Genomic DNA, 20,994 nt, shown 5'->3' with positions numbered 1-20,994 from the left:
GGAGAGTGAGCCTGATGGACAAGAACAAGGCTCTTGATGCCGCGCTGAGCCAGATCGAACGCGCCTTTGGCAAGGGCTCGATCATGCGCATGGGCAACAAGGCCGCGACCGATGAGGTGGAGGTGATCTCCACCGGCTCGCTTGGCCTCGACCTGGCGCTGGGCATCGGCGGCGTGCCGAAGGGCCGGATCATCGAGGTCTACGGGCCGGAAAGCTCGGGCAAGACCACGCTGGCGCTGCATGTCATCGCCGAGGCGCAGAAGCGCGGCGGCACCTGCGCCTTCATCGACGCCGAACACGCGCTCGACCCCGGCTACGCCAAGAAGCTCGGCGTCGATATCGACAACCTGCTGATCAGCCAGCCCGATGCGGGCGAGCAGGCGCTCGAGATCTGCGACACGCTGGTGCGCTCGGGCGCGGTCGACGTGCTGGTGGTGGACAGCGTGGCGGCGCTGGTGCCTCGCGCCGAGCTGGAAGGCGAGATGGGCGACAGCCATGTCGGCCTGCATGCCCGTCTGATGTCCCAGGCGCTGCGCAAGCTGACCGGCTCGGTCAGCCGCTCCAACACGCTGCTGATCTTCCTCAACCAGATCCGCCTCAAGATCGGCGTGATGTTCGGCAACCCCGAGACCACCACGGGCGGCAATGCGCTGAAGTTCTACGCCTCGATCCGCATGGAGATCCGCCGGATCGGCGCCATCAAGGACCGGGAGACGACCACCGGCAACCAGACCCGCGTGAAGGTGGTGAAGAACAAGATGGCCCCGCCGTTCCGGCAGGTCGAGTTCGACATCATGTACGGGGAGGGCATCTCGAAGGTGGGCGAGCTGATCGACCTCGGCGTGAAGGCCGGCGTGATCGAGAAGTCGGGCGCCTGGTTCAGCTGCGACAGCCAGCGCATCGGCCAGGGCCGCGAGAACGCGAAGCAGTTCCTGCGCGACAACCCGGCCATGGCCGAGAGCGTGGAGAAGCGCATCCGCGCCCAGGCCTCCGGCCTGGCCAGCGCCATGCTGGCCGGCGAGGGGGATGACGCGGCGGCCGAGTAGCGCCCGGCCCCCCCCCGGCGCCCCACTCTTGGCGCTTCTGGCCGCCCGCGCTAAGGCTCGCGCCTTTCGCGGCGGCCCGTGCGGCCGCCGTGCCACTCCGGCACCAAGAATGGCAGCGACCAGGCGATGACCAGCAGCAACGACATCCGCGCGACCTTCCTCGACTACTTCCGGCGCAACGCGCATGAGGTGGTGGAGAGCTCGCCCCTCGTGCCGCGCAACGACCCCACGCTGATGTTCGCCAACAGCGGCATGGTGCAGTTCAAGAACGTCTTCACCGGCCAGGAGAAGCGCGGCTACCAGCGCGCGACCACGGCGCAGAAATGCGTCCGCGCCGGGGGCAAGCACAACGACCTCGACAATGTCGGCTACACCGCCCGGCACCACACCTTCTTCGAGATGCTGGGCAATTTCTCCTTCGGCGACTACTTCAAGGAACAGGCGATCGAACATGCCTGGACGCTGCTGACGCGCGATTTCGCCCTGCCGAAGGAGCGCCTGCTGGTCACGGTGTTCTCGGAAGACGAGGAAGCGCCCGTCTACTGGAAGAAGGTCGCGGGCCTGCCCGACAGCCGGATCATCCGCATCCCGACCTCGGACAATTTCTGGCGCATGGGCGATACCGGCCCCTGCGGCCCGTGCTCCGAGATCTTCTTCGACCATGGCGACAAGATCGCCGGCGGCCCGCCCGGCAGCCCGGACGAGAATGGCGACCGGTTCATCGAGATCTGGAACCTGGTCTTCATGCAGTTCGAGGAAGGCCCGCCCGGCGTGCGCGTGCCCCTGCCGCGCCCCTCGATCGACACCGGCATGGGGCTCGAGCGGTTCGCGGCCATCCTGCAGGGCAAGCACGACAACTACGACACCGACACGCTGCGCGCCCTGATCCTGGCCAGCGCCGAGGCCACGGGCCAGGAGCCCGACGGCAAGTGGCGCAGCAGCCACCGCGTGGTCGCCGACCATCTGCGCGCTGGCACCTTCCTGATGGCCGATGGCGTGCTGCCCTCCAATGAGGGGCGCGGCTATGTGCTGCGCCGCATCCTCCGCCGCGCCATGCGCCACGCCCACATGATGGGCGCGCGCGAGCCGCTGCTGCACCGCCTGGTGCCGGCCCTGACCCGCCAGATGGGCGCCGCCTATCCCGAGATCCTCCGCGCTGAAGCCCTGGTGATCGAAACGCTGCGCCTGGAGGAGACGCGCTTCCGCTCGCTGCTGGAACGCGGCCTCGGCCTGCTCGCCGAGGAATCCGGCAAGCTGGGTGAGGGCGGCACGCTGCCCGGCGAGATCGCCTTCCGGCTCTACGACACCTATGGCTTCCCCCTCGACCTGACGCAGGACGCGCTGCGCGGCGAGGGCAAGACCGTGGACACGGAGGGCTTCGCCGCCGCCATGGCCGAGCAGAAGCGCCGCGCCCGCGCCGCCTGGGCCGGCAGCGGCGAGGCCGCGACCGAGACGGTGTGGTTCGACCTGCGCGAGAAGATCGGCGCCACGGAGTTCCTCGGCTATGCCACCGAAAGCGCCGAGGGCGCGATCCAGGCCCTGATCGTGGACGGGAAGGCCGTGGAGAGCGCGCCCGCCGGCACCGAGGTCGCGGTAGTGCTGAACCAGACGCCCTTCTACGCCGAGAGCGGCGGCCAGGTGGGCGATGCCGGCCTGATCTCCGCCGGCGAGGCCTGCCGCATCGTGGTGCGCGACACGCTGAAGAAGCTGGGCGATGTCTTCGTCCATTACGGCGTGGTCGCGCATGGCGAGGCGAAGCTCGGCCTGCCCGTGGTGGCGGAGGTCGATCACGCCCGCCGCGGCACCATCCGTGCCCACCACTCCGCCACGCACCTGCTGCATGAGGCGCTGCGCCGCAAGCTCGGCACGCATGTGGCCCAGAAGGGCTCGCTGAACGCGCCGGACCGGCTGCGCTTCGACGTCTCCCAGCCCACGCCCATCTCGGACGCCGACCTCGCCTGGGTCGAGGCCGAGGTGAATGCCCGCATCCGCGAGAATGCCGAGGTCGTCACCCGCCTGATGACGCCCGACGCCGCCGTCGCCATCGGCGCGATGGCGCTGTTCGGCGAGAAATATGGCGAGGAGGTGCGCGTCGTCTCCATGGGCCATGACCCGAACGCGGTCGAGAAGCATGGCGTCTATTCGCTGGAACTCTGCGGCGGCACGCATGTGCGCCGCACTGGCGATATCGGCCTGTTCCGCATCGTCTCCGAAGGCGCGGTCGCGGCCGGCATCCGCCGCGTCGAGGCCGTGACCGGCGAGGCCGCGCTGAAGCTGCTCGAGGAGCGCGACGGCCAGCTCAACGCCGCCGCCGCCGTGCTGAAGGCCCGCCCGGCGGAACTCGCCGAGCGCATCGAGAACCTGCTCGAGGACCGCAAGCGCCTGGAGCGCGAGGTGGCGGAACTGCGCAAGAAGCTCGCCACCGGTGGTGCGGCCGCGGCGGTGGAGGAGATCGCCGGCCTGCGCGTGGCGCTGCGCGAATTGGGCGAGATGCCGCCGCGCGACCTGAAGGGCATCGCCGAGGCGATCCTGGCGGGCGGCACGGCGGATCTGGTGGCCGTCGTCTCCACCGCCGAGGGCAAGGCGAGCATCGTCGTGGCGCTCGGCGAGGCCGCGAAGGGCAAGGCCGATGCGGTCGCGCTGGTGCGCGCCGCCGCGGCGGCCGTCGGCGGCAAGGGCGGCGGGGGCAAGCCCGACATGGCCCAGGCCGGCGGGCCGGAAGCCGACAAGGCAGGAGAGGCGCTGGCGGCGGTGCGGCAACTCCTGGCCGGCTGATGCGCGCCCGCGCGCTCGGCTTCGCGCCGGGGATCCTGCCCACCGGGCCGCGCAACGCCATCACCGATGTTGCGGGCGTCCGGGTCGGGCAGGTGACGGTGATCGAAGGGGAGGGCACGCGCAGCGGCGTCACCGCCATCCTGCCCACGCCCCACAACCCCTTCACCCACCGCGTGCCCGCCGGGCTCTTCGCCATGAACGGCTTCGGCAAGATGGCGGGCGTGACGCAGGTGCAGGAATTGGGCGAGCTGGAGACGCCGATCCTGCTGACCAACACGCTGGCCGTCGGCCGGGCGGTGGAGGCGCTGGTGGATTGGACGCTGGCGCAGCCGGGCAATGAGGCCGTGCGCAGCGTCAACGCCGTGGTGGGCGAGACCAATGACGGCCGGCTCAACGACATCCGCGCCCGCGGCGTCACGCCGGCGCATATGCGCGCGGCGCTGGACGGTGCGACCGAGGGCCCGGTGGCGGAGGGCAGCGTCGGCGCGGGCACGGGCACCATGGCCTTCGGCTGGAAGGGCGGCATCGGCACCGCCTCGCGCCTGCTGCCCGCGGCACTCGGTGGCTTCACGGTCGGCGCGCTGGTGCAGGCGAATTACGGCGGTGCGCTGGTGATGGATGGGCTGCCGGTGGGGCAGTTGCTCGGCAAATACTACCTGGCCGAGCACCTCGCGCAGCAGGCCGATGCGGATGGCTCCGTGATGGTGGTGCTCGCCACCGATGCGCCGCTCTCGGACCGCAACCTGCAGCGCCTCGCGCGCCGGGCCATGGCGGGCATCGCGCGCACCGGGGCGGCGTTCAGCGATGGCTCGGGCGACTATGCGCTTGCCTTCGCCACCCACCCGGAGGTCATCCGCACGGAAGGCCGGCGCAGCTTCGCCGACCTGCCCAATGCCGAGATGTCGCCCCTGTTCGTCGCCGCCATCGAGGCGACGGAGGAGGCGGTGCTGAACGCGCTGACCATGGCGACCACCATCGAAAGCCGCCTCGGCGGCCGGCGCGTGGTGGGCCGCGCGCTGCCGCTCGATCGGGTCATGGCGCTCAGGCCGTCGGCGTGATCGCTTCGCGCACCGCGGATTTGAACTCGCGGCGGTGCAATTCGCGCAGCACGAAGAGGCTGGTCGCGATCAGCGCCACCGGGTGGATGATCCAGGCCAGCGCCGCCAGGCCGAAATAGTAGCTGCGCAGACCCGTGTTGAAATGCTGCGCGGCGCGGTTCAGCACCCGCGCGGCGGCCGCCGCCTGGCGGATGCCATGCTCGGTCGGCGCGCCCGCGGGCAGCCCGCCGACCAGGATCGAGGTGTAGTTGAACTGCCGCAGCGCCCAGGTGAGCTCGAAGAAGGCGTTGACGAAGATCACCAGCAGCAGCGCGATCTTCACCTCCCACCCCACCAGCGTCGGCACCTCGGCATAGGGCAGGGCGCCGACCACGCGCTGGCCAAGCTCGGGCGCGCCGAGCAGCGCCACGAGGCCGCCGAGGATGAAGATCGAGGTGGTGGCGAGGAAACTCGTGCTGTTCATCAGGTTGCCGATGGCGGCGATGTCGGCGATGCGGTTCTCGCGCTCCAGCATCGCGCGCGTCCAGCGGCGGCGGTGCTCGTCCATCGCGGCGATGACGCTGCGCGCGCGGATGGCCGGAATGCGGTCCACCACCGTGGCGTAGCCGAGCCAGCAGGCGGCGAAGACCAGCAGCGCCAGGCCGTCGAACAGGGTGAAGCCGTACATGCGCGTCAGGGGCCCTCAAGAAGAAAGGGCCGCCGGCGTTCCCACCGGCGGCCCCCCTTCGCTACAGAAGCCGAAGGCCTCAGGCCATCTTCTTCTTCAGGTTCTCATCCAGCTTGGCGAGGAAGGCCTGGGTGTTGAGCCAGGGCTGGTCCTTGCTGATCAGGATGGCGAGGTCCTTGGTCATGTCGCCGGCTTCCACCGTCTCGATGCAGACCTGCTCGAGCGCATTGGCGAAATCCACCACGTCGGGCGTGCCGTCGAACTTGCCGCGATACTGCAGGCCGCGCGTCCAGGCGAAGATGGAGGCGATCGGGTTCGTGCTCGTCTCGCGGCCCTTCTGGTGCTCGCGGTAGTGGCGCGTCACCGTGCCGTGCGCGGCCTCGGACTCCACCGTCGCGCCATCGGGCGAGAGCAGCACGGAGGTCATCAGGCCGAGACTGCCAAAACCCTGCGCCACGATGTCGGACTGCACGTCGCCATCGTAGTTCTTGCAGGCCCAGACATAGCCGCCTTCCCACTTCAGGGCGCAGGCCACCATGTCGTCGATCAGGCGATCCTCGTAGGTGATGCCCGCAGCCTTGAAGCGCTCGGCGAATTCCGTGTCGTAGACGCGGCGGAAGATGTCCTTGAACTCGCCGTCATAGGCCTTGAGGATCGTGTTCTTGTGGCTGAAGTACACGGAATAGCCACGGCTCAGCCCGTAGTTCAGGCTGGCGCGGGCGAAGCCCTCGATGCTCGCGCGGGTGTTGTGCATGCCCATCAGCACGCCGCCGCCGGCGGGGAAGTTCGTGACCTCCAGCTCGACCGGAGCCGAGCCATCGGCCGGCGTCCAGGTCAGCGTCGCCTTGCCGGCGCCGGGGATCTTGGTCTCGGCGGCGCGGTAGATGTCGCCATAGGCATGGCGGCCCACCACGATCGGCTTGGACCAGTGCGGCACCAGGCGCGGCACGTTGGAGCAGATGATGGGCTCGCGGAAGATCGTGCCGTCGAGGATGTTGCGGATGGTCCCGTTCGGGCTGCGCCACATCTTCTTGAGGTTGAATTCCTTCACCCGCGCCTCGTCCGGCGTGATGGTGGCGCACTTCACGCCCACGCCGTACTTCTTGGTGGCGAGCGCCGCATCGACCGTGACCTGGTCATCGGTCTGGTCGCGGTATTCGACGCCGAGGTCGTAATACTTCAGGTCGATGTCGAGGTAGGGCAGGATCAGGCGGTCCTTGATGAACCCCCAGATGATCCGCGTCATCTCGTCCCCGTCCATCTCGACGACGGGGGTCTTTACCTTGATCTTTGCCATGCCTCATTCCTTGCCGTCCGCGCGGCCCGGGACGCCGATATCGCGCCCGACCCCGGGGAAGGCCGGAACATGCCAACCGGACCCTCCGGGGGCAAGCCCATGGTGCGATTCCGGGACAACGCAAGGGGGCGTGGGGCGCCGGCCTTGCCGCGCTGGCTCGCGCGGACGTAGAAGGCGGGGCCTGCCTGCAACCCCCCGCAAGGGTCCTCATGCCCCCTGGCCTGACCCAGCTGCTTGTGGCGCTGCTGAACCTGGTGGCGCTCGGCGCGCTGGGCCTGCTGCTATGGATGCGCCACGCTGCGGCGCGCGATGCGCAGGCGCGTCTGGCCGCGGCCGCGCGGGAGGTGGCGGCCGCGCGGGACGCCGTGGCGCTGGCTGAAGGCCGTGCGCGGCTGCTGGATGGGGTGCTGGCCTCGCTCTCGGATGGCGTCGCGGTCATGGACGGCGATCTGCGCCTGGCTGGCTGGAATGCCCGCTTCTCCGAATGTGCGGGGGTGCCGCGCCGGGCGCTGCGCATCGGCATGCCGATGGAGGAGATCCTGCGCCTGCAGGCCGAGGCCGGCGAATTCGGCCTGGTGGACCCCGACAGGGAGGTCGCGCGCCGGATGGCGTTGCTGCGTGCCGGTCCGCTCACGGCCCGGTCGCGGCGGGAGCGCCCGGATGGCTCGCTTGTCGAACTGCGCCGCTCCGCCCTGCCGGGTGGCGGCTTCGTCACGCTCTACACGCCCATCGTGACGTCGCCCGGACCCGGTCCTGACCCCGATTTGCTGGCCGCCTTTGCGGCGGAGTGGCGCACGCGCCTGCCGCGCCTGACCGCCGCTGCCGCGGATGGCGATGCCCCCGCGGCCCGTGCCACCGCGCATGCGCTGCGCGGGCTTGCGGCCAATGCCGGCTGGGCGGCGCTGGCGGTGACCCTCGCCACGATCGAGGCGGCGGCCGAGGCGGGCGACATGCCCGAGGTCCGGGCCATCACCGCGCTGCTGCCGCTGGACCCACCGGCATGAGCGCGGCGGAGGTCATCGCCTGCCCCTATTGCGAGGAGCCGACGCTGCCCAATCGCCTTGCCGATGGCAGCCTCGTGTGTTCCTGCGCCGCTGAGCGCGCCCTGCCGGAACTGCCGGTCCGGCCGCGCCTTGTGCCAGTTCCGCCTCGGCCCATCTCTGGCGGGACCCAGGGAGAGTGATGTGATGCTGATCCGTTGTGCGGCCCGCAGTGTCGGCGGCGTTTTCGTGGCTTCCGCCCTTGTCGCGGGCCTCGCGGTCACGGCCGGGACGGTGGGCGCCGCGCTGCTCGCCCGCCGCCTGTGGGAAGAGCGCAAGGGCTGGCGGGAAGGATCCGGCGCAACGCAGGATGAGCCGCATGGGGCCGAGCCGATGGGCGAGCCTTCGGCCGAGGCACCCTCGGCCTGAGCAAGGCCGGCTCGGAGGCCGCGGCCGGCGGCGCGGCATGAAAGCCTGGCCTCCCACCCGTTGACGGCCGCGCCCGAAACGCCATCCGGCCCGGCCCAAGGCCGCGTCGCCACTCCCGCTTGAGGATCAGCCGGAGGAGCCGAACACCTCCGTCCAGGCCCCCATGAGGGCTGCGTCGGCCTCCTCCATCGTGGCGAGCACGCCCAGGGCGTGCAGGCTCGTCACGCCGTGTTCCGCGATGCCGCAGGGAACGATGCCGGCGAAGTGGCTCAGATCCGGGTCCACGTTCAGCGCCACGCCGTGCCAGCTTACCCAACGGGTGACGCGCACCCCCAGCGCGCCGATCTTGGCCTCGCTGCCCGTGGCGCGGTCCACGACCCAGATGCCGATTCGGCCCTCACGGCGCTCGCCCTTGATGTTGAAGCGATCCAGCGCGCGGATCAGCCATTCCTCGAGCCCCTGGACGAAGCTGCGCACGTCGCGCGGGCGCACCTGGCCATGCGGTTCGGTCAGGTCGAGCATGACATAGCCGGTGCGCTGGCCGGGGCCGTGATAGGTCCATTGCCCGCCACGCCCGGCGGCGACGGCGGGGAAGCGCGTCTCCAGCAGATCCTCGGGCCGGGCGGAGGTGCCGGCGGTGTAGGTGGGTTCATGCTCGACCAGCCAGACCTGCTCGGCTGCCGTGCCGGCGCGAATCGCGGCCACGCGCGCCTCCATCGTGGCCAGGGCCTCGGCATAGGGGGTGCGGCCCTCGCTGATGCGCCATTCCAGGGCGCGGCGTGAAGTCGCGCCGGAAGGCGCGCGGGGTGGTGTTGTGTGGGGCGGGGTCATCGGTTATACGCCCCGCCTCTACCCGGTTTGCGGTCGTGGCGGAATGGTAGACGCGCCAGCTTGAGGTGCTGGTGGGGGCAACCCCGTGGAAGTTCGAATCTTCTCGACCGCACCATCCACCCGCCCCATCGCGCTCACGCGCGCGCCTTGCTAGTCTCCCACTATGGACGACGATTTCCGCAAGGCTGCCCTCGACTATCACCGCCTGCCACGGCCGGGAAAGCTCACGATCGAGCCGACCAAGCGCATGGCAACCCAGCGCGACCTCGGTCTCGCCTATTCGCCGGGCGTCGCCGCCGCCTGCGTGGAGATCGCGCGCGACCCGGCCCTGGCCTGGGACTACACGACGAAGGGCAACCTCGTCGCCGTCATCACCAATGGCACGGCGGTGCTGGGCCTGGGGGCCATCGGCGCGCTGGCCTCCAAGCCGGTGATGGAGGGCAAGGCGGTTCTGTTCAAGAAATTCGCCGGCATCGATTCCATCGACCTTGAGATCGAGCAGCGCGACCCGGCCGCCTTCATCGAGGCGGTCGCCGTGCTCGAGCCCTCCTTCGGCGCCATCAACCTCGAGGACATCAAGGCGCCGGAGTGCTTCGAGATCGAGCGTGCGCTGCGCGCGCGTATGAACATCCCCGTCTTCCATGACGACCAGCACGGCACCGCCATCATCGTCGCCGCCGCCGTGCGCAACGGCCTGGTGCTGCAGGGCAAGCGGCTGGAGGATGTGAAGCTGGTGAACAGCGGCGGTGGTGCCGCCGCCATCGCCTGTCTCGACCTGCTGGTGGCGATGGGCCTGAAGCGCGAGAACGTCACCATCTGCGACATCGACGGCGTGGTCTGGGCCGGCCGGCCCAACACCGATCCCTTCAAGGCCGCCTATGCGCAAGACACCAGCGCGCGGAAGCTGGAAGAGGTGCTGGAGGGGGCGGACATCTTCCTGGGCCTCTCGGCCCCGCGCATCCTCAAGGCCGAATGGCTGCCCCGGCTGGCGCCCAAGCCCCTGGTCTTCGCGCTGGCCAACCCCGAGCCCGAGATCCTGCCCGAGGCGGTGCGCGCCGTGCGGCCGGACGCCATCGTCGCCACCGGGCGCACGGACTACCCGAACCAGGTCAACAATGTCCTGTGCTTCCCCTTCATCTTCCGCGGCGCGCTGGATGTGGGTGCGACCACGATCAACGAGGAGATGAAGGTCGCCGCTGCCGACGCCATCGCAGCACTTGCGCGCATGGAGGCCAGCGAGGTCGTGGCCGCGGCCTATGGTGGGGCTTCGCTCAGCTTCGGGCCGGACTACATCATCCCCAAGCCCTTCGACCCGCGGCTGATCCTGGAAGTCGCGCCGGCCGTCGCCAAGGCGGCGATGGACAGCGGCGTGGCGCGCCGGCCCATCGCGGATCTGCACAAATACCGCAACGAGCTGGAGCGCTTCGTCTTCCGCTCCGGCAACCTCATGCGCCCGGTCTTCGAGGCCGCGCGCACCAGCCTCAAGCGCGTGGTGTTCAGCGAGGGCGAGGATGAGCGCACGCTGCGCGCCGTCCAGACCGTGCTGGATGAGGGGCTGGCCGAGCCCATCCTGATCGGCCGGCGCGACGTGATCCTTGCCCGCGCGGCCGAGATGGGGCTGCGCATGGATTTCTCCGAATCGGTGCGGGTGCTGGACCCGGCGGTGGATGAGGCGGCCTTCGCGCCGCTGGTCAGCCTCTACCAGGGCAAGGTCGGCCGGCGCGGCATTCCCCCCGCACAGGCCGAGCGCAACGTCCGCACGCGCCAGACCGTCGCCGCCGCGCTGCTGCTGGAAGCCGGGATGGCCGATGCCTGCCTGTGCGGCGGCACGGGCGACTGGTTCGCGCATTGGCACCAGGTCTTCGACGTGATCGGCAAGCGGCCCGAGGTCGCGCGCGTCTATGCGCTGTCGGCGCTGATCGTGCCCAACGGGCATCTGTTCTTCGTGGACACGCACCTGACCGTGGAGCCCACGCCGGCGCAGATCGTGGACATGACGCTGCTGGCCGCCGAGCAGATCCGCGCCTTCGGCATCACGCCCAAGGCCGCGCTGCTGAGCCATTCGAGCTTCGGCAGCTCCGGCGCGCCCTCGGCCCGGCGGATGCGCGAGGCGCTGCGCCTGCTGCGCGAACGCAACCCGGATTTCGAGGTGGATGGCGAGATGCATGCCGATGCCGCGCTGGTGCCGGCGATCCGCGCGCGCGCCGTCTCCGACAGCCGGCTCACCGATTCGGCGAATCTGCTGGTGATGCCCAGCCTCGATGCCGCGAACATCGCCTTCAACCTGCTGAAGGCGGCAGGTGAGGGGCTGCAGGTGGGCCCGATGCTGCTCGGCATGGCCAAGCCCATCCATGTGCTGGTGCCGAGTGTGACCGCGCGCGGCATCGTCAATCTCACCGCGCTGGCCGCCGCCCAGGCGAACGGGCTGCGCGCGGGGGGCTGAACCCGCCCCCGCGCCCGTGTTTCACGCGCCACGCCCGCAAGGGTGTGGCGGTGCAACGATTGCAGCCGATCCGGCAACAATGGAAACCTGCGCAACGTCGGCCGGTAATGGGCCGAGGAGAGAGTGTCCCCACGCCAGACGGCATCCCGCCGCGGCATCTGAACCGGAGACACTCCCATGCCCGTCCCCCGCCTCCCAGGTGACCACGCCTACGCCATCGATTTCAGCTATATCGACCGCACTCTCAGCCGGGACTTCGGCTGGTCGCAACAGGACCAGAAGTACTTCGTCAAGGACGACAGCACCTGGCTCTCCGAGGTCAATGACTGGATCATTCCTGGTGAGGTGATCTGGCACCTCTCGGGCGGAAGGGGCAATGACACCCTCGGGGCCTCCTGGAACGAAGACACCCTTGTCGGGAACCTGGGCAGCGATCGCCTGATCGGCATGGATGAGGACGACCTGCTGATTGGCGACCGCTGGAACAGTGAGAGCGAAGGCCATGCCGATACGCTCGACGGTGGCAACGGCGATGACGCGCTCTACGGCGGCGGTGGCGATGACAGCCTGCTCGGCGGTGAGGGCGACGACACGCTGGTCGGCAATGACGGCAACGACATCCTGATCGGCGGCAACGGCGCCGATGTCGTGGCGGGTGGCAAGGGCAATGACCTCTACCACCTGGGCAGCGCCGACACGATCGAGGAATCGGCCGGCGAGGGCACGGACACCGTCCTGGTGCTCGGCCAGGCCACCTACACGCTGCACGCCAATGTCGAGAACGCCACCTACCAGTTCGAGGGCAATGGACGGCTGATCGGCAATGAGCTGAACAACCTGCTGATCGGCGGCAATGGCGCGGACACGCTGCAGGGCGGCGCGGGCAATGACACGCTCGCCGGCAATGGTGGCGCGGACAGCATGATCGGTGGTGCGGGCGATGACCACTACAACGTCTTCGATACGACCGATCGGGTGGTCGAGGGTGCCAATGCCGGCATCGACACCGTCTACACCTCCCTCACGAGCTACACGCTCGGCGCCAATGTCGAGAACCTGAACGCGCTGGGCAGCGGCATCACCGGCAACGGCAACACGCTGAACAACAAGATGGACGGCACCTCCGGCGCCGACCTCTTCCGCGGCCTGGACGGCAACGACACGGTGAACGGCTTCGGTGGCAATGACACGGTGCTGGGCGGCACCGGCAACGACTCCCTCTCGGGCCTCTGGGGCATCGACCAGCTGCGCGGCGAGGCGGGCAATGACAGCCTCTATGGCGGCGACGACATGGACTACCTCTATGGCGGCGACGACAACGACCTGGCCGATGGCGGTGCCTTCTCGGACATCATCTATGGCGATGCCGGCAACGACACGCTGATCGGCGGCACGGGGCACGACACGCTCTATGGCGGCACGGGCAACGACATCCTGCGCGGTGGTTCTGACAATGACCGGCTGCGCGGCAACGAGGGCGCGGACAAGCTCTACGGCGATGCCGGGGCCGACATCTTCATCTACGGCTCGACGGCCGAGAGCAACACCGCCATGGGCCGCGACATCATCTACGACTTCGTGAAGGGGGTGGACCGGATCGACCTGTCGCTGATCGACGCCAACACGACGCTGGCTGGCAACCAGGCCTTCAGCTTCGTCGGCGCCGCGCCCTTCTTCGCCTCGCCGGGCGACCTGACCGTCTCCGTGGGGCTGCTCGGCTCGACGGTGAATGGCGACGTGAACGGCGACGGCATCACGGATTTCTCCCTCACCGTGATGGGTGTGACCAATCTGGCGGCGAGCGACTTCATCCTCTGACCGCAAGGGGCGGGAGGTGCTGGGCGGCGGGGGCGACCCCGCCGCCCTTCACGCGTCCGAAGCGCGCAGCCGATGCTCGAAGGTCACGCGGAAGCGCCGGCTGCGCTGCATCGCCAGGATGAAGGCGAAGTCCAGCGCCAGGGAGATCACCACCAATGCGACCTCGCCGCCCGGATCGGCCGCGCGCGGCGCGGCCTTGGCCACATCGGCCAGTTCATAGGCGCCCGAGAGCAGCGCATAGGCCAGGAAGGCAGGCCGGAAATGGCGCCAGCGGCGGAACCACAGAAGTGCGGCCAGGGGCACGCCCAGCACGAGGACTCCCCCCAGTACCTCCCAGGCTCCCCAGCGCGCGGGCAGAGCCTCGCCCCGGATCAGCATCACCGCGCTGCCCAGCAGCGTCAGCACGAAGAAGATGGAGGGGATCCGCAGCCAGCCGCGCATGCCATAGAGGGGATGCGCCTCGGCCTGTTCCGGCGCCACCTGCTGCCACTCCGCCACGGCGTCGATCCTTGCCTGTCCGGTCCGAGTATCGCCATGCCGGCACGGGGCGCAAAGCGGGGGGCTGGCGGTGCGCCCCATCCGGGGCCACATCGGCATCATGAGCAACCTGCCGGCCAAGCCCAGCTCCGCCGCCGTCGCGGCCTTCCTGCAGAAGGTGGCGAGCCTGCCGGCCGTCACCCCCGCCTCCGGCCGCGCCGGGCGCCTGATCTTCGCCATCGACGCCACGGCCAGCCGCCAGCCGACCTGGGACCGCGCCTGCCACCATCAGGCCGAGATGTTCCGCGCCGTGCGGGACCTCGGTGGGCTGGCCGTGTCGCTGGCCTATTTCCGCGGCTTCCAGGAATTCGCCGCCACCCCCTTCCTGACCTCGGGTGAGGAGGTCGCGCGGCGCATGACGGGCGTCACCTGCCTCGGCGGGCAGACCCAGATCGGCCGCACCCTGAAGCATGCCCTGGCCGAGACGATCCGCGAGCGTGTCCATGCCCTGGTCTTCATCGGCGACGCCTTCGAGGAGGATGTCGATGCCGCCTGCCATACGGCGGGCGAACTGGGCCTGCGCGGCACCCCGGTCTTCTGCTTCCAGGAGGGGGCGGACCCCATCGCGCGCAACGCGCTGCAGCAGGTGGCGAAGCTTTCGGGCGGGGCCTGGGCACCCTTCGATTCGTCCAGCGCGACGGCGCTGGCGGAGCTGCTGCGCGCCGTCGCGGTCTTCGCCGCCGGTGGGCGCGCCGCGCTCACCCGCCTGCCGGGCAGCGCCGCGCGCGGCATCGCCGGGCAATTGCCCGCCCCGGCCGCGCGATGATCGTCTATGTCGCGCTCGGCCTGCTCGGGCTGGTGCTGCTGCTGTGGCTGCTGCGCGCCTTCGCGGATGCCAGGCCGGCCCAGGTGAAGACGGCCGCGATCTGGGGTGGGGGGGCGCTTGGCGCGGTGCTGCTCGCCGCGCTGCTCATCTCCGGCCGCGGCGCGCAGGCGCTCTGGGCGGGGGTTCTCTTCGGCCCGGCGGTGGTGCGGGCCTATCGCTCCTGGCGCGCGGCGCGGACCTTCGCGCGCGGTGGCGCGGCCTCACCCGGACAGGCGAGCGATGTGGAGACCGCCTTCCTCGCCATGGCGCTTGACCATGACAGCGGGCGGATGACGGGGCGGGTGAAGCAGGGGCGCTTCGCGGGGCGGGACCTCGCGGATCTCGACCTGCCGGCGCTGCTCGACCTGCTGGCGGAGGTGACGGCGGCGGACCCGGATTCGGTGCCGCTGCTGGAGGCCTGGCTGGACCGCGCCCTGCCGGAGTGGCGCGCCGCCGCGCCCGAGACGCCGCGCGCCGGCCAGGGGCGCATGACGCGCGCCGAGGCGCTGGCCATCCTCGGCCTGAGCGAAGGGGCCGATGAAGCCGCGATCCAGGCCGCCTATCGCCGCCTGATGCGCAGCGCGCATCCGGACCAGGGCGGGTCCGACTGGCTCGCGGCGCGGTTGAACGAGGCGCGGGATATTCTCATCCCAGACTGAGGCGCCGCCCTCGGACCGGTGGACGGGATTCGCGCGGCGTGGCACTTCTGCGGCCCGTAACCGACCAGGAAGATCAGCCCCGTGCGCAAGCCCCTCCGCAAGGCCGTTCTGCCCGTTGCAGGCCTCGGCACCCGTTTCCTGCCCGCCACCAAGCAGATGGCGAAGGAAATGCTGCCCGTCGTGGACAAGCCCCTGATCCAGTATGCGGTGGAGGAAGCCCGCTCCGCCGGGATCGAGCAGTTCTGCTTCGTCACCGGCCGCGGCAAGACCATGCTGGTGGACCAGTTCGACGTCGCCTACGAGCTTGAGCGCACGCTGACCGAGCGCAACAAGACCAAGGAGCTGGCGATGCTCCATGCCCAGGCGCTGCCGCCGGGCTCCATCGTCTCGACCCGCCAGCAGGTGCCGCTCGGCCTCGGCCATGCCATCTGGTGCGCGCGCGCCTTCATCGCGGATGAGCCCTTCGCCATCCTGCTGCCCGACGACCTGATGCTCTGCGACGTGTCCTGCACCAAGCAGCTCGCCGACGCCTACAACCAGACCGGCGGCAATGTGGTGGCGATCGAGGAAGTGCCGATGGCGCGCGTTTCCTCCTATGGCGTCATCGCGCCCGGGGCCACCAGCGGCAACCTGGTGGAGGTGAAGGGCCTGGTCGAGAAGCCGAAGCAGGAGGAAGCGCCCTCCAACCTCACCGTCATCGGCCGCTACGTGCTGATGCCCGAGGTGATCGCGCATCTGTCGAAGATGGAGCGCGGCGCGGGCAACGAGATCCAGCTCACCGACAGCATGGCGAAGCTGATCGGCCACCAGCCCTTCCACGGCGTGCGCTATGAGGGCCGCCGTTTCGATTGCGGCGACAAGGCCGGCTATCTGGAGGCGCAGGTCGCCTTCGCGCTCGCGCGCCCGGACATGGCGCCGGCGATGCAGTCGATCCTGAAGAAGTATTCTTGATTTGCGCATCGATGCCGGAGCATCGATGCCCCTCAAACGCCGGGCGCGGCGCCTCCGCGCCGCTTGGCTTCGCGGCACTTGCCGCGCCGGCCATTCGGCCGCTCGTCCCGCCTTGCGGGCCGCCGGCGTGTTGCCCGTCAATCGATGCTAGGGAAAGTGACGCCGCATGACCGCCTTCCACCACCGCTTCGACCCGACCTCGCTGCGCGAATACGACATCCGCGGCATCGTCGGGCAGACGTTGCATCCGGAAGACGCCTTCGCCATCGGCCGCTGCTTCGGCTCCATCGTCGTGCGCGGCGGCGGGCACAAGGTGGCGGTGGGCTATGATGGGCGTCTGTCCTCGCCCGAGCTGGAGGCCCAGCTTGTCGCGGGCTTGCGCGCCTGCGGGCTTGAGGTGCTGCGCATCGGCTGCGGGCCGACGCCGATGCTCTACTTCGCCTCCTATGCGCTGGCGGCCGATGGCGCGGTGATGGTGACCGGCAGCCACAACCCGCCGAACTACAACGGCTTCAAGATGATGCTGGGCAAGAAGCCCTTCTTCGGCCCGCAGATCCAGCAGATCGGCCGCATGGCCGCGACCGGCGATGTGGTGCCGAATGCGGTGGGCACGGATCGCGCCGTCGATGTCTCGGAAGACTACATCACGCGCATGCTCGCCGATTGGGATGGTGGCGACCGCGCGCTGAAGGTGGTCTGGGATCCGGGCAATGGCTCGGGCGGCGAGATCACGAAGCGCCTCGCGGCGAAGCTGCCGGGCCAGCACTACGTCATCAACGGCACGATCGACGGCAATTTCCCCGCCCATCACCCCGACCCGACCGTGCCCAAGAACCTCGAGCAGCTGATCGCCGAGGTGGCGAAGCAAGGGGCTGATCTCGGCATCGCCTTCGATGGCGATGCGGACCGCATCGGCGTGGTGGACAATGAAGGCCACATGCTCTTCGGCGACCAGTTGCTGGTGGTGCTGGCGCGTGACGTGCTGAAGGCGCGCCCGGGTGCCACCATCATCGCCGATGTGAAGGCGAGCCAGGTGCTGTTCGATGAGGTGGCGAAGGCCGGTGGTGCGCCGCTGATGTGGAAGACCGGGCACAGCCTGATCAAGGCCAAGATGGCCGAGACCGGCAGCCCGTTGGCCGGCGAGATGTCGGGCCACATCTTCTTCGCCGACAAATGGTACGGCTTCGACGACGCGCCCTATTCCGCCGTCCGGCTGCTCGGCATCGTCGCGCGGATGAGCCAGAAGCTCTCCGAAGTGCGCGCCGCCCTGCCGCAGGTGATCAACACGCCCGAGCTGCGCTTCGACTGCGCCGATACCCGCAAGTTCGAGGTCGTGGCCGAGGTGAAGGCGCGCCTCGCGGCCGAGGGTGCGCGCGTGGACGATGTGGATGGCGTGCGCGTGCTGACCGAGGATGGCTGGTGGCTGCTGCGCTCCTCCAACACCCAGGCGGTGCTGGTGGCGCGCGCGGAGGCGAGCAGCGAGGCGGGGCTCGAGCGGCTGAAGGCCGATATCGCCCGGCAATTGCAGGCCTCGGGCCTCGCCGCGCCGGATTTCAGCGGGGCGAATGCCGGGCACTGAGCCAGTCTTCGTCTATGGCACGCTCCGCGATCCGGGCGTGCTGGCGCGCATGGCGGGGCGGCGCGGGCTGCACCGCCGCGCCATCCCCGCGCGCCTGCCGGGCTATCGCCGGGTGCGGCTGCGCGCCGCGCCTTATCCCACGCTGATCCGCGCCCAGGGGGTGATGAGGGGCGAGGTGAGGGGGCTGGTGCTGCGCCTCGACGCCACGGCGGTGCGCGCGCTGCACCGCTATGAGGGCCCGCTCTACCGCTTCGTGCGCCTGCGCGTGCTGACGCGGCGCGGCGCCCTTCGCGCCCGCGCCTGGATCGCGCTGCCCTTCCGGGCCTCCGCTACCGATTCCTGAGCGCGAAGACCCGGAGCGCGCTGGCCAGTGGCGCGGTCGGGTCGGTGCGGGCACTGTCCACCGCCTCGACCAGGGCGGCGAGGCTGCTTCCCTCGCGTGCCGCATGGGCTTCCAGCGCCGCCCAGAATTCGGGCTCCAGCGCCACGGAGGTGCGGTGCCCCGCGAGGCGGAAGGACCGCTTGCGCAGGTGCCGCGGCGTGGTGTCCCTACTGGCCGAAGCGGTCGCCATAGGTCGCCACCTCGATCAAATTGCCGTCCGGGTCGCGGCAATAGACGGAGGTGATGGGCCCGAGCGCGCCCTGCTTGGTGACCGGGCCGAGCTCGACGCTCACGCCGCACCCGCGCAGATGCTCGACGATGTCCTCGGCCGCGACGGTCACGACGAAGCACAGATCCTGCGTGCCGGGTTCCGCCACCACGGAGGAGAACCAGGCCTCCTGCGTCGCCTCGCGCGGGCGGAGGTTGATCTTCTGGCCGCCGAATTTCAGCGCGGTGCGGCGGGCCTCGCCGAATTCCTCGCGCTCCATGCCGAGCACGCGCTGGTACCAGCCGGCCGAGGTCTCGACATCGCGGCAGGTGATGACGAGGTGGTCGAGGCGATCGACGACGAACCGCATGGCGCTACTTTTCCCCTTCGCGCCGGCGCATGCGCGCCGTCACTTCGATTTCGATGAGCATGTCGACGCTCTGCAGCCCGGCGACGAGCATGGTGGCGGCGGGCCGCGCGCGGCCGAGCCACTTCTTCACCACGGGCCAGCAGGCCGGCCAATCCTCCCGCCGCGGCAGGATGTAGGTGACGCGCACCACGTCATCCATCCGCCCGCCGCCCTGCTTCAGCGCCGCCTCGATGTTGCGGAAGGCCTGCTCGCATTGCGCTGCCACGTCGGTGGCGATCGACATGGTGGCGTAATCATAGCCGGTGGTGCCGGAGACGAAGATCCACTCGCCATCGACGACCGCGCGCGCATAGCCGATCTGGTCCTCGAAGGTGCTGCCGGAGGAGATGCGCTGGCGGGCCATGCGGCGAAGGGTTCCTTGGCGGGGGTGGGCGCGGCAGCCATATCGCAGGCGCGGGACGGCCGGAAGGGCTCTCTTTTGCGCGGATCGGCGACAAGCCTGTGGACGGGGCGCCCGAAGCTGGCAACATGGGTGGCCTGCACCGTGGTCCGGCACAAGGAAATTGCCCGATGAGCCTTCTCGCGCGCTTCGCCCTCGGCGCCTCGCTGCTGCTCTCCGCACCCGCGATGGCGCAGCATCTGCGGGTGGGCATGCAGGCGCCGCCCTCCACGCTCGATCCGCACTGGCTGCTGAACCTCTCCAACACCGGCGCGCTGCGCAACATCTACGACACGCTGGTGATGCGCGATGAGAGCATGGCGCTGCGCCCGGGCCTCGCGGAATCCTGGCGCGTGGTCGATGACTCGACCTGGGAATTCAAGCTGCGCCCGGGCGTGCGCTTCCACAATGGCGCGGCGCTGACCTCGGCCGATGTGGCCGCGAGTTTCCATCGCGTGCCCAACGTGCCCGGCAATCCCAATCCGTACACGATCTACCTCGCCGGCGTGACGGGGGTGGAGGTGGTGGATGACCTCACCTTCCGCATCCGCACCAATGGGCCGGCGCCGAACCTGCCGACCAACCTCACGCAGATCTTCATCGTGCCGGCCTCCGTCGCGGGGATGGGCAACGGGCCCTTCAACACGGGCGAGGCCGCGATCGGCACCGGGCCCTTCCGCCTCGGCTCCTGGTCCACCAATGCGCCGCTGGTGCTGCGGCGGAACGAGAACTGGTGGGGGGGCGCCGTGCCGTGGGAGAGCGTGAGCTTCACCCCCATCCCGCAGGATGCCGCGCGCGTGGCCGCCCTGCTCGCCGGGGATGTGGACTTCATCAACAATGTGCCGCTGCAGGATACCGGCCGCATCCAGGGCGATCGCCGCTTCGCGCTCTTCGCCGGGCCCTCCATCTACGCCATCAACATCTATCCCGATGTCGAGCGTGACAACGCGCCGGGCATCGAGGCCGGCGGGCGCAACCCGATGAAGGATGTGCGCGTGCGCCGGGCCATGTCGATGGCGCTGAACCGGGAGGGCATCGCGCGGCAGATCCTGGAAGGCTTCGCCGATCCCACCGACCAGGCCGTGCCGCCCTTCATCTTCGGCGCCATCGCCGACCGCCCCGTGCCGGCGCAGAACATCGAGGGCGCGCGCGCCCTGCTGGCCGAGGCCGGCTGGGGGCAGGGCTTCGGGCTGAACCTCTTCTGCTCGCCCAATCGGACGCCGCGCGTCTGCCAGGCCATCGCCGCCGCCTGGACGCGCATCGGCATCCGCACGACGGTCGAGGTGGTGCCCCAGGCGACCTTCCTGCCACGCCGCAACCGGCGCGACTACGGCGTCTTCGTCACCGTCTTCGGCTCGCTGACCGGCGAGACCTCCTACCAGGTGGGCTCGCAGCTGCACCGCGTGGGCGTCGTGCAGGGCCTGGGCGCGCTGAACTTCACGGGGGCGGGCACGCCGGAGACGGATGCGCTGATCCAGCAGGCGCGCGGCACGATGGACGACACGGCGCGGGCGCGCATGCTGGCGGATCTCGTGCGGCACATGACCGATGATGCGATCATCATCGGCGTTGGCATCCTGCGCTCGGTCAATGCCGGCACCGCGGCGCTGAGCTTCAACGCGCGGGCGGATGAGGAAGTGCAGGCGATCCAGATCCGGCCCCGGTAGTTCAAGGCGGACCGCTCTGCGGTCCGAGGCCGCGAATGCGGCCCGCCGCCTAT

At 70.0% G+C, this 20,994-nt stretch carries 20 protein-coding genes and 1 tRNA gene; 14 read left to right on the top strand and 7 right to left on the bottom strand.

What is annotated here, in order from left to right; genetic code table 11:
* Window positions 1–14: 14 nt before the first annotated feature.
* The 3 genes from recA (at window position 15) to AC2D9U_RS13640 (ending at window position 4,879) form a co-directional block, all read left to right on the top strand.
* The gene (gene recA / locus AC2D9U_RS13650; protein WP_484749829.1) at window positions 15–1,046 is read left to right on the top strand and encodes a recombinase RecA; all 1,032 of its coding nucleotides are present in this window, start codon (window positions 15–17) and stop codon (window positions 1,044–1,046) included.
* A gap of 126 nt (window positions 1,047–1,172) precedes the next feature.
* On the top strand, window positions 1,173–3,821 hold the full coding sequence (gene alaS, locus AC2D9U_RS13645) for an alanine--tRNA ligase (protein ID WP_484749827.1): 2,649 nt from the start codon (window positions 1,173–1,175) through the stop codon (window positions 3,819–3,821).
* On the top strand, window positions 3,821–4,879 hold the full coding sequence (locus tag AC2D9U_RS13640; protein ID WP_484749825.1) for a DmpA family aminopeptidase: 1,059 nt from the start codon (window positions 3,821–3,823) through the stop codon (window positions 4,877–4,879). Before alaS ends, AC2D9U_RS13640 begins: the two co-directional genes overlap by 1 nt.
* Here the strand turns inward: AC2D9U_RS13640 and AC2D9U_RS13635 are convergent.
* Both AC2D9U_RS13635 and AC2D9U_RS13630 read right to left on the bottom strand, forming a co-directional pair.
* A complete protein-coding gene (locus tag AC2D9U_RS13635; protein ID WP_484749822.1) occupies window positions 4,863–5,546 on the bottom strand; it encodes a DUF599 domain-containing protein in 684 nt (227 codons plus the stop codon). The two genes, AC2D9U_RS13640 and AC2D9U_RS13635, sit on opposite strands and share 17 nt — an antisense overlap.
* Window positions 5,547–5,625: 79 nt before the next feature.
* Window positions 5,626–6,843 carry an NADP-dependent isocitrate dehydrogenase gene (locus AC2D9U_RS13630; RefSeq protein WP_484749821.1) on the bottom strand — a complete coding sequence of 406 codons (1,218 nt, stop codon included), beginning with the start codon at window positions 6,841–6,843 and terminating at the stop codon, window positions 5,626–5,628.
* Between the two features lie 209 nt (window positions 6,844–7,052).
* Between AC2D9U_RS13630 and AC2D9U_RS13625 the strand changes: the two genes are divergently transcribed.
* Window positions 7,053–7,847 carry a PAS domain-containing protein gene (locus AC2D9U_RS13625; protein ID WP_484749817.1) on the top strand — a complete coding sequence of 265 codons (795 nt, stop codon included), beginning with the start codon at window positions 7,053–7,055 and terminating at the stop codon, window positions 7,845–7,847.
* Window positions 7,848–8,030: 183 nt separating this feature from the next.
* Window positions 8,031–8,252, top strand: a complete 222-nt coding sequence (locus AC2D9U_RS13620) for a hypothetical protein (RefSeq protein WP_484749815.1) — start codon at window positions 8,031–8,033, stop codon at window positions 8,250–8,252.
* Window positions 8,253–8,378: 126 nt separating this feature from the next.
* Here AC2D9U_RS13620 and lipB read toward each other — a convergent pair whose 3' ends face one another.
* Complete coding sequence (gene lipB, locus AC2D9U_RS13615) at window positions 8,379–9,083, bottom strand: lipoyl(octanoyl) transferase LipB (RefSeq protein ID WP_484749813.1); 705 nt, start codon at window positions 9,081–9,083, stop codon at window positions 8,379–8,381.
* A gap of 29 nt (window positions 9,084–9,112) precedes the next feature.
* On the opposite strand from lipB, the gene AC2D9U_RS13610 reads away from it, so the two are divergent.
* The 3 genes from AC2D9U_RS13610 to AC2D9U_RS13600 all read left to right on the top strand — a co-directional run bounded on the left by AC2D9U_RS13610 (window position 9,113) and on the right by AC2D9U_RS13600 (window position 13,344).
* Window positions 9,113–9,198 (top strand) — tRNA-Leu (locus tag AC2D9U_RS13610).
* Window positions 9,199–9,246: 48 nt separating this feature from the next.
* A complete protein-coding gene (locus AC2D9U_RS13605; RefSeq protein ID WP_484749811.1) occupies window positions 9,247–11,526 on the top strand; it encodes an NADP-dependent malic enzyme in 2,280 nt (759 codons plus the stop codon).
* Between the two features lie 177 nt (window positions 11,527–11,703).
* Complete coding sequence (locus AC2D9U_RS13600; RefSeq protein WP_484749809.1) at window positions 11,704–13,344, top strand: calcium-binding protein; 1,641 nt, start codon at window positions 11,704–11,706, stop codon at window positions 13,342–13,344.
* A gap of 48 nt (window positions 13,345–13,392) precedes the next feature.
* On the opposite strand, the gene AC2D9U_RS13595 is transcribed toward AC2D9U_RS13600, so the two are convergent.
* Complete coding sequence (locus AC2D9U_RS13595; protein ID WP_484749808.1) at window positions 13,393–13,842, bottom strand: hypothetical protein; 450 nt, start codon at window positions 13,840–13,842, stop codon at window positions 13,393–13,395.
* Window positions 13,843–13,942: 100 nt separating this feature from the next.
* On the opposite strand from AC2D9U_RS13595, the gene AC2D9U_RS13590 reads away from it, so the two are divergent.
* The 5 genes from AC2D9U_RS13590 to AC2D9U_RS13570 all read left to right on the top strand — a co-directional run bounded on the left by AC2D9U_RS13590 (window position 13,943) and on the right by AC2D9U_RS13570 (window position 18,218).
* Window positions 13,943–14,647: a VWA domain-containing protein gene (locus AC2D9U_RS13590; RefSeq protein WP_484749807.1), complete on the top strand. Its 705-nt coding sequence runs from the start codon at window positions 13,943–13,945 to the stop codon at window positions 14,645–14,647.
* Window positions 14,644–15,345 carry a J domain-containing protein gene (locus tag AC2D9U_RS13585; RefSeq protein WP_484749805.1) on the top strand — a complete coding sequence of 234 codons (702 nt, stop codon included), beginning with the start codon at window positions 14,644–14,646 and terminating at the stop codon, window positions 15,343–15,345. The genes AC2D9U_RS13590 and AC2D9U_RS13585 overlap by 4 nt, the downstream gene beginning before the upstream one ends.
* Before the next feature lie 81 nt (window positions 15,346–15,426).
* The gene (gene galU, locus AC2D9U_RS13580; RefSeq protein WP_484749803.1) at window positions 15,427–16,296 is read left to right on the top strand and encodes a UTP--glucose-1-phosphate uridylyltransferase GalU; all 870 of its coding nucleotides are present in this window, start codon (window positions 15,427–15,429) and stop codon (window positions 16,294–16,296) included.
* A gap of 166 nt (window positions 16,297–16,462) precedes the next feature.
* Window positions 16,463–17,875 carry a phosphoglucomutase/phosphomannomutase PgmG gene (gene pgmG, locus AC2D9U_RS13575; protein ID WP_484749801.1) on the top strand — a complete coding sequence of 471 codons (1,413 nt, stop codon included), beginning with the start codon at window positions 16,463–16,465 and terminating at the stop codon, window positions 17,873–17,875.
* On the top strand, window positions 17,862–18,218 hold the full coding sequence (locus AC2D9U_RS13570) for a gamma-glutamylcyclotransferase family protein (protein WP_484749800.1): 357 nt from the start codon (window positions 17,862–17,864) through the stop codon (window positions 18,216–18,218). The genes pgmG and AC2D9U_RS13570 overlap by 14 nt, the downstream gene beginning before the upstream one ends.
* On the opposite strand, the gene AC2D9U_RS13565 is transcribed toward AC2D9U_RS13570, so the two are convergent.
* The 3 genes from AC2D9U_RS13565 to AC2D9U_RS13555 are packed head-to-tail and all read right to left on the bottom strand — an operon-like array spanning window position 18,205 to window position 19,238.
* Entirely contained in the window at window positions 18,205–18,447 is a 243-nt protein-coding gene (locus AC2D9U_RS13565; RefSeq protein WP_484749798.1) for a ribbon-helix-helix domain-containing protein, read from the bottom strand. The two genes, AC2D9U_RS13570 and AC2D9U_RS13565, sit on opposite strands and share 14 nt — an antisense overlap.
* Window positions 18,425–18,835 carry a VOC family protein gene (locus AC2D9U_RS13560; RefSeq protein ID WP_484749797.1) on the bottom strand — a complete coding sequence of 137 codons (411 nt, stop codon included), beginning with the start codon at window positions 18,833–18,835 and terminating at the stop codon, window positions 18,425–18,427. The genes AC2D9U_RS13565 and AC2D9U_RS13560 overlap by 23 nt, the downstream gene beginning before the upstream one ends.
* A 4-nt stretch (window positions 18,836–18,839) precedes the next feature.
* Complete coding sequence (locus AC2D9U_RS13555) at window positions 18,840–19,238, bottom strand: RidA family protein (RefSeq protein WP_484749795.1); 399 nt, start codon at window positions 19,236–19,238, stop codon at window positions 18,840–18,842.
* A 167-nt stretch (window positions 19,239–19,405) separates the two neighbouring features.
* Here AC2D9U_RS13555 and AC2D9U_RS13550 point away from each other — a divergent pair, with 167 nt between their 5' ends.
* Window positions 19,406–20,941: an ABC transporter substrate-binding protein gene (locus AC2D9U_RS13550; RefSeq protein WP_484749794.1), complete on the top strand. Its 1,536-nt coding sequence runs from the start codon at window positions 19,406–19,408 to the stop codon at window positions 20,939–20,941.
* The last annotated feature ends 53 nt before the right edge of the window (window positions 20,942–20,994 follow it).

Source organism: Roseomonas sp. TF40 (assembly GCF_057219975.1).
Note: the sequence above shows the minus strand (reverse complement) of the source record. Positions and strands in the feature narration are given on the sequence as shown.